Genomic DNA, 6,151 nt, shown 5'->3' with positions numbered 1-6,151 from the left:
ACTAGCATGACTGCTAATCTACGTCAGCCCCTTTTGTTTTCAGGTAGCCTCTTTACGGCTACAAACATTGCAGGCTACCTGAAACACTGTAGAAGTAGTATGGCAAAGCAAGCCAACATAGCAGCATCCTTATTTCAATTCACTAAAAATATGCTGCGGCTATCGCTTTAATATCCGCAGATTGGCTATAATGCCCATCAACCGCAGCTATAGCGGGCACACAAAGGGAAACATCATGGCCGCCGACCTCCGTCAGCTTCTGCTCAAACTCTATCTAATCAACAATTTCAAACTCGAACACAAGGTTTACATCTACACCTATCGCGGCGTAACCGATGTGGCCACCAACCCCTTCCAATACGTGAGCGGCGATGTGGCCGAAAACGTGAAGAAAAGCCTGATCCTGCAAAACCTGGCCAGCGGCGAAATGCTGCAGGCCTTCATCGTGCCCACGCCCGATAGCAAAGGCAAAACCCACAGCGCCTACGAAATTGAAAACACCGTGCTCTATGGCAACAAAGCCGGCGTCATCATCGAAATCGGGCTCGATAAGGATAAAATCGAAAAAACCGACAAATACCGCCAGTTCAGCCACTTGGCAGTGAGCATGTTGCGGCAGTTTGTCGACTAAGCCACAACCCAAGCCCATACAGGCTACCTGAAATTCAGGTAGCCTTTTTCACACCCCAAAGGCTAGCTGAAAAACATCCGACCACCTGCCCGGCTTTGCGGGGCGAATAGTAGGACTGCTATAATGCGCAGTTTCCAAAATTATTTTCCGCACCCGCTGCGGCAACAAACTAACATGAAAAATATCCGCAACATCGCCATTATCGCCCACGTCGATCATGGCAAAACCACACTCGTAGACCAACTCCTGCGCCAATCCGGCACCTTCCGCGCCAATCAGCACGTAGATGAACGCGTGATGGATAGCAACGACCTCGAAAAAGAACGCGGCATCACCATCCTGGCCAAAAACACCGCCATCGAATACGAAGGCTACCACATCAACATCGTCGACACCCCCGGCCACGCCGACTTCGGCGGCGAAGTAGAACGCGTGCTCGGCATGGTGGACTGCGTGCTGCTGTTGGTGGACGCACAAGAAGGCCCGATGCCGCAAACCCGCTTCGTCACCAAAAAAGCCCTCGCACTGGGCTTGAAACCCATCGTGGTCATCAACAAAATCGATAAGCCCACCGCCCGCGCCAGCTGGGTGATCGACCAAACCTTTGATTTGTTCGACAACCTTGGCGCCAGCGAAGAACAGCTCGATTTCCCCATCGTCTATGCCTCCGGCCTCTCCGGCTTCGCCAAGCTGAACGAAGAAGACGAGAGCAACGACATGCGCCCGCTGTTCGACACCATCCTCAAATACACCCCCGCGCCTTCAGGTAGCACCGATGCGCCGCTGCAGCTGCAAATCTCCCAGCTCGACTACGACAACTACACCGGCCGCCTCGGTATCGGCCGCATCCTCAACGGCAAAATCCGCCCCGGCCAAACCGTGGCCGTGATGAACCACGACAAACAAATCGCCCAAGGCCGCATCAACCAGCTGCTCGGTTTCAGCGGGCTGGAACGTGTGCCGCTGCAGGAAGCCGAAGCCGGCGACATCGTGCTGATTTCCGGTATCGACGAAATCGGCATCGGCGTAACCATTTGCGACAAAGACAACCCCATCGGCGTGCCAATGCTGAGCGTGGACGAGCCCACCCTTACCATGGACTTCATGGTCAACACCAGCCCGCTGGCCGGCACTGAGGGCAAATTCGTTACCAGCCGCCAAATCCGCGACCGCCTGCAACGCGAACTGCTTACCAACGTGGCACTGCGTGTGGAAGACACCGCCGATGCCGACGTATTCCGCGTATCCGGCCGTGGCGAACTGCACCTCACCATCCTGCTGGAAAACATGCGCCGTGAAGGCTACGAACTGGCCGTGGGCAAACCGCGCGTGGTGTACCGCGACATCAACGGCCAAAAATGCGAGCCGTATGAAAACCTTACCGTGGATGTACCCGACGAAAACCAAGGCGCCGTCATGGAAGAACTCGGCCGCCGCCGCGGCGAACTCACCAACATGGAAAGCGACGGCAACGGCCGCACCCGCCTCGAATACCACATTCCCGCCCGCGGCCTCATCGGCTTCCAAGGCGAATTCATGACCCTCACCCGCGGTGTCGGCCTGATGAGCCACGTGTTCGACGACTACGCCCCCGTGAAGCCCGATATGCCCGGCCGCCGCAACGGCGTGCTGATTTCCCAAGAGCAAGGCGAAGCCGTGGCTTATGCCCTGTGGAATCTGGAAGAGCGCGGCCGCATGTTCGTATCGCCCAACGACAAAATCTACGAAGGCATGATCATCGGCATCCACAGCCGCGACAACGACTTGGTGGTGAACCCGCTCAAAGGCAAAAAGCTCACCAACGTACGCGCCAGCGGCACCGACGAAGCCGTTCGACTCACCACGCCGATTAAGCTCACGCTGGAAAGTGCGGTGGAATTTATCGACGACGACGAACTGGTGGAAATCACCCCCAAATCCATCCGCCTGCGCAAACGCTACCTGAGCGAACTGGAACGCCGCCGCCACTTTAAAAAATTGGACTAAGGCTACCTGAAAAGTCTCAGCCATATCAGCAAAGGCTACCTGAAACCCTTCTGCCGGTTTTCAGGTAGCCTTTTCATATCCGCCGAAGAGTGCCGCAGAATCGGCTATAATGCCGCCGTTTCCAATTCTTGATTTCAGGGAAGGCATCATGAGCGATTTTCGACAGAATTTTCTGCGCTTTGCGCTGGAGCAGGATGTGCTGCGCTTTGGCGAGTTTGTTACCAAAGCCGGGCGGCTTTCGCCCTATTTTTTCAACGCCGGGCTGTTTAACGACGGCGCCTCCACCCTTGCGTTGGCGCGGTTTTATGCGCGTTCGATTCTCGAGAGCAGGGTGGAGTTCGATATGCTGTTCGGCCCGGCTTATAAAGGTATCGTGCTGGCTTCGGCCACGGCGATGATGCTGGCCGAAGCGGGGCGAAATGTGCCTTTTGCCTACAACCGCAAGGAAGCCAAAGACCACGGCGAAGGCGGTACGTTGGTGGGCGCGCCGCTGGCCGGACGGGTGTTGATTATCGATGATGTGATTTCCGCCGGTACTTCGGTGCGCGAATCGGTGCGCCTGATTGAGCAGGCAGGCGCTACGCCAGCCGGGGTGGCAATTGCGCTCGACCGCATGGAAAAAGGCACGGGCAACCAATCGGCGGTGCAAGAGGTACGCCAGCAATACGGGCTGCCGGTGGTGCCGATTGCCAGCCTGGCCGATTTGCTCGCGCTCTTGCAAGACGATGCGCAGTTCCGGCAACACCTCGAGCCGGTGCAGGCCTACCGCGACCGCTACGGGGTGGCGGCTTAAGAATAAAGGCTACCTGAAATTGGGAATGTGGGTTTGTCCAAATCAGGCTTGCGGATACCTGTTTGCTGGTAAATCTGCTCCAGCGCATCCCATTTGGATTGCTCCCGGTCTTTGATGGGTTTGTGCAGCTTGAAATAACGCCGCGCCTGCCTCTCCGCCTCGGCAATTACGCCTTGAAAAAATTTTGCTCTTCTGCCGCTTCGTCCATGATCTGCTTACGCAGCCAGGTATATTGCGACAGCACGGATTTAATGGCTTCAGCATCGCTGCCCACTTCTTTACCGTCGTCTTTCAGGCCGTCGAACGATACCGTCAGCACGCAGGTAGTCTCAATATCGCGGGCAATCGCCTGCTCCATTGTTTCTACCTCAGCCTTGCCGGTGCGCTGTTCTTTAGTTGCCTTCAACTGTGCTTCACGGGATAGTCGATTCATCAGGCGCAGCATTTCGTCAGAACGCATACTGCGGATAGTGATGGTAAAACCCAGTTCCTCCCCAGTTGTCGGGTGCTTAGGGTGAAACTCGTGGGTTTCGTTGAAACGGTCATTGGAAACGCCTTGCAGTTCCTTTAAATCCATGAATAAATCTCCTGAAATCAAAAATATAAAAGGCTGCCTGAAACAGACAGCCCCAACATCAACCCACCGTCAGCTTCGGCTTGCCGGACAGTCTGATGGTTACATCTCGGCTTACAGCCCGTATTCAATAATCGGGGCGTACACCTTATCCGTGGCGATATATACCACCTGCCCGGCTTTAACTGTTACCGTCGAGCCGTTGAACGCAGTCGGCAGCACATTGACTGACTGCGTCCAGCTGGCTTTCAGGCCGCCGCTGTCCACCGGCGTCTGTTCCAACAACCGGCGGTGGGCTTCCTGCACGATTTCGTCCGCCGCCGCGTCCAATTTTTGCCGTACTGCGTCCGCCCATGCGCTGATTTGGCTGCCGAAGCCTCTCATAACAGCCCCCACAGCCAAACCAACAGCCATCCAAGCAAGCCCAGCGGCAGCAATGCCAACGCAGCCACTAATAGAAACGCCAACACCAACAGTAAAGCCATGCCCGCAATTTCTACCAGGCTAACCACAATCTGATTAAGTGCCTTCAACGTTTCCATCACTCCCTCCGTGCCTGCGCCTGATAAGCCACTACTACGGAAGCCGGCTTGATGGGCATGACACTAACCACCCGCCAAGCCTCGCCGCCGCATTCCAAGAGACAACCAGTTTGCAGATTACAGGATGCGGTAGCCGTAACCAGCATATCGCCGGACTGCACCAAATGCGCACCACCAAGCTGCATGATATGCTTCTCATTCAGATTGCCGAACACGCATTTCCCAATATAGCTCTGTGTCTGCTGAACCGTGCGTGATGTTTCCACATCATAACGGCTACTGCTGACCGTAACCGTGCAATCCCGCCCAAAGTCGGCGATCACATCAGCGGCCACCACTTCCAATCCCGCATAATCAAACATAACTACCCTCTCGGCATCGGCACCATGTGAACACCTTTGCGCGGCTCATACATACCGTACAGCAAGGCCGCCACATAGTCGAAACGTTCCTTATTGGTATTGCCTATCGCATAAGTAACCGCGATTTCGCCGACCTTCACACTCTGCTGCCTCGGCTTCTCGTTGCTGTTCAGCTGCTGCTGCAAAGCCAGTTCACAGACTGCCTTCAGTACCTGCGGGGGTACCGGCTTTTCTCCGCTCCGCATCGCCGCATTCAAGCCGTTTTTCAGCCTGAAATTAGCGTCCAGGTAGTCGGAGGCGGATACCAGCATCCGCTCCTTAGTCGGCTCATCCAACGCTGCCCATGCAGCGGCAGACTGCCGCATCTGATGGTAGCGGTCGGCATCGGCTATCCGAATCAGCCGCCCAAGCCCACGCCGATGTATTGAACGCAATCTGTAGAGGAGATGTGGAATGAGATATCCAGTATTCGCGAAATCAAAATCATCAGGGGGAATTATGTTGTTTGTTTCCAGAGACGAAGCTGTAATTATCCGCTTTAAAAGAAGCGAATTGGTAAATGGCAATAGGATTGAAGATGATTGGCTTCCAGTTACAAACCAATCTGCATGGCAAATTCTTTCGCATGAAGAGGTACAGAAAATATTTAACAATGATTGATTAACTAGGCCACCTTCGGGTGGTCTTTAGTTTGGAGATTAAGCCGTGAGCCGGAGCAGAAAAAAGAAACCGTCCAAACCCTATCGCGGCTACTGCACCTTCCCCTTGGTTGGTGCAGATACTCGTGACGAATTTCAGGAAGCGGCGGAGATGTTCGGCGACTTCGCCGACCCCGTGAAACGCAAGCGCATCTTCGACAAGCCGCGCAAATACCGCTTCGAGATTTGGCTGAAGCTACACGGCAAGCCGGAATACGAAATCCGCGAAGCCAAGATAACGAGCGAAGGCGTAACCCGTGAGAACCTTAGCCAGATCTTGTACGAGGTGGCCATGCAGGGGCTACAGGATTTGGACGGGCTGGAAGAAGTGAACGGCGAGCAGTCCATCATCAAGATTATTATTTGAAAGGGGAAACATGACCAACACCTTTTTAACCCGCGAAGAAATCATCGAACTGACCAGCCGCAAGCAGCCGAAAAAACAGGCCGAAACCCTGCGCAAAAACGGCATTCCGTTCTTTACCAATGCCGCAGGCTACCCTGTTGTCAGCCGCAGCGTGCTGGAAGGCAAACCGCAAAAACATAAGCCGGACAAGCCCAGGTG

General features: G+C 54.8%; 11 protein-coding genes. 6 read left to right on the top strand and 5 right to left on the bottom strand.

Annotated features, from left to right (window positions below; translation table 11 throughout):
- Positions 1-235: 235 nt before the first annotated feature.
- The 3 genes from HMPREF2541_RS01735 to pyrE all read left to right on the top strand — a co-directional run bounded on the left by HMPREF2541_RS01735 (position 236) and on the right by pyrE (position 3,410).
- On the top strand, positions 236-631 hold the full coding sequence (locus tag HMPREF2541_RS01735; RefSeq protein ID WP_035573809.1) for a hypothetical protein: 396 nt from the start codon (positions 236-238) through the stop codon (positions 629-631).
- A gap of 174 nt (positions 632-805) precedes the next feature.
- On the top strand, positions 806-2,617 hold the full coding sequence (gene typA, locus HMPREF2541_RS01730) for a translational GTPase TypA (RefSeq protein ID WP_070541405.1): 1,812 nt from the start codon (positions 806-808) through the stop codon (positions 2,615-2,617).
- Positions 2,618-2,765: 148 nt separating this feature from the next.
- The gene (gene pyrE / locus HMPREF2541_RS01725) at positions 2,766-3,410 is read left to right on the top strand and encodes an orotate phosphoribosyltransferase (RefSeq protein ID WP_070541402.1); all 645 of its coding nucleotides are present in this window, start codon (positions 2,766-2,768) and stop codon (positions 3,408-3,410) included.
- A gap of 166 nt (positions 3,411-3,576) precedes the next feature.
- Here pyrE and HMPREF2541_RS01720 read toward each other — a convergent pair whose 3' ends face one another.
- The 5 genes from HMPREF2541_RS01720 to HMPREF2541_RS01705 form a co-directional block, all read right to left on the bottom strand.
- Positions 3,577-3,987: a hypothetical protein gene (locus HMPREF2541_RS01720; RefSeq protein WP_070541400.1), complete on the bottom strand. Its 411-nt coding sequence runs from the start codon at positions 3,985-3,987 to the stop codon at positions 3,577-3,579.
- Positions 3,988-4,098: 111 nt separating this feature from the next.
- The gene (locus HMPREF2541_RS01715; protein WP_246824959.1) at positions 4,099-4,368 is read right to left on the bottom strand and encodes an HK97 gp10 family phage protein; all 270 of its coding nucleotides are present in this window, start codon (positions 4,366-4,368) and stop codon (positions 4,099-4,101) included.
- On the bottom strand, positions 4,365-4,526 hold the full coding sequence (locus tag HMPREF2541_RS12110; RefSeq protein ID WP_003824397.1) for a hypothetical protein: 162 nt from the start codon (positions 4,524-4,526) through the stop codon (positions 4,365-4,367). Before HMPREF2541_RS12110 ends, HMPREF2541_RS01715 begins: the two co-directional genes overlap by 4 nt.
- Complete coding sequence (locus HMPREF2541_RS01710; protein ID WP_064103539.1) at positions 4,526-4,888, bottom strand: hypothetical protein; 363 nt, start codon at positions 4,886-4,888, stop codon at positions 4,526-4,528. Before HMPREF2541_RS01710 ends, HMPREF2541_RS12110 begins: the two co-directional genes overlap by 1 nt.
- Before the next feature lie 2 nt (positions 4,889-4,890).
- The gene (locus HMPREF2541_RS01705; RefSeq protein ID WP_306424504.1) at positions 4,891-5,322 is read right to left on the bottom strand and encodes a DnaT-like ssDNA-binding protein; all 432 of its coding nucleotides are present in this window, start codon (positions 5,320-5,322) and stop codon (positions 4,891-4,893) included.
- 19 nt (positions 5,323-5,341) lie between these two features.
- Between HMPREF2541_RS01705 and HMPREF2541_RS11805 the strand changes: the two genes are divergently transcribed.
- The 3 genes from HMPREF2541_RS11805 to HMPREF2541_RS01695 all read left to right on the top strand — a co-directional run.
- A complete protein-coding gene (locus HMPREF2541_RS11805) occupies positions 5,342-5,548 on the top strand; it encodes a hypothetical protein (RefSeq protein WP_141744169.1) in 207 nt (68 codons plus the stop codon).
- Positions 5,549-5,593: 45 nt separating this feature from the next.
- Entirely contained in the window at positions 5,594-5,953 is a 360-nt protein-coding gene (locus HMPREF2541_RS01700) for a hypothetical protein (RefSeq protein WP_223417317.1), read from the top strand.
- Between the two features lie 10 nt (positions 5,954-5,963).
- Positions 5,964-6,151, top strand: a 188-nt coding sequence (locus HMPREF2541_RS01695) for a DUF4224 domain-containing protein (protein WP_070541396.1), incomplete at its 3' end; no start/stop codon positions are given.

The sequence above is a fragment of the Eikenella sp. HMSC061C02 genome (assembly GCF_001809035.1).
GTDB classification, from domain to species: domain Bacteria; phylum Pseudomonadota; class Gammaproteobacteria; order Burkholderiales; family Neisseriaceae; genus Eikenella; species Eikenella corrodens.
This window is presented reverse-complemented; position numbering and strand designations above follow the sequence as displayed.

What these genes read in the sequence shown, in the direction of transcription:
- HMPREF2541_RS01735 (WP_035573809.1), top strand. Translation starts at nt 236, where the DNA reads ATGGCCGCCGACCTCCGTCAGCTTCTGCTCAAACTCTATCTAATCAAC.
- HMPREF2541_RS12110 (WP_003824397.1), bottom strand. Translation starts at nt 4,526, where the DNA reads ATGGAAACGTTGAAGGCACTTAATCAGATTGTGGTTAGCCTGGTAGAA.
- pyrE (WP_070541402.1), top strand. Translation starts at nt 2,766, where the DNA reads ATGAGCGATTTTCGACAGAATTTTCTGCGCTTTGCGCTGGAGCAGGAT.
- HMPREF2541_RS01715 (WP_246824959.1), bottom strand. Translation starts at nt 4,368, where the DNA reads ATGAGAGGCTTCGGCAGCCAAATCAGCGCATGGGCGGACGCAGTACGG.
- HMPREF2541_RS11805 (WP_141744169.1), top strand. Translation starts at nt 5,342, where the DNA reads ATGAGATATCCAGTATTCGCGAAATCAAAATCATCAGGGGGAATTATG.
- HMPREF2541_RS01720 (WP_070541400.1), bottom strand. Translation starts at nt 3,987, where the DNA reads ATGGATTTAAAGGAACTGCAAGGCGTTTCCAATGACCGTTTCAACGAA.
- typA (WP_070541405.1), top strand. Translation starts at nt 806, where the DNA reads ATGAAAAATATCCGCAACATCGCCATTATCGCCCACGTCGATCATGGC.
- HMPREF2541_RS01710 (WP_064103539.1), bottom strand. Translation starts at nt 4,888, where the DNA reads ATGTTTGATTATGCGGGATTGGAAGTGGTGGCCGCTGATGTGATCGCC.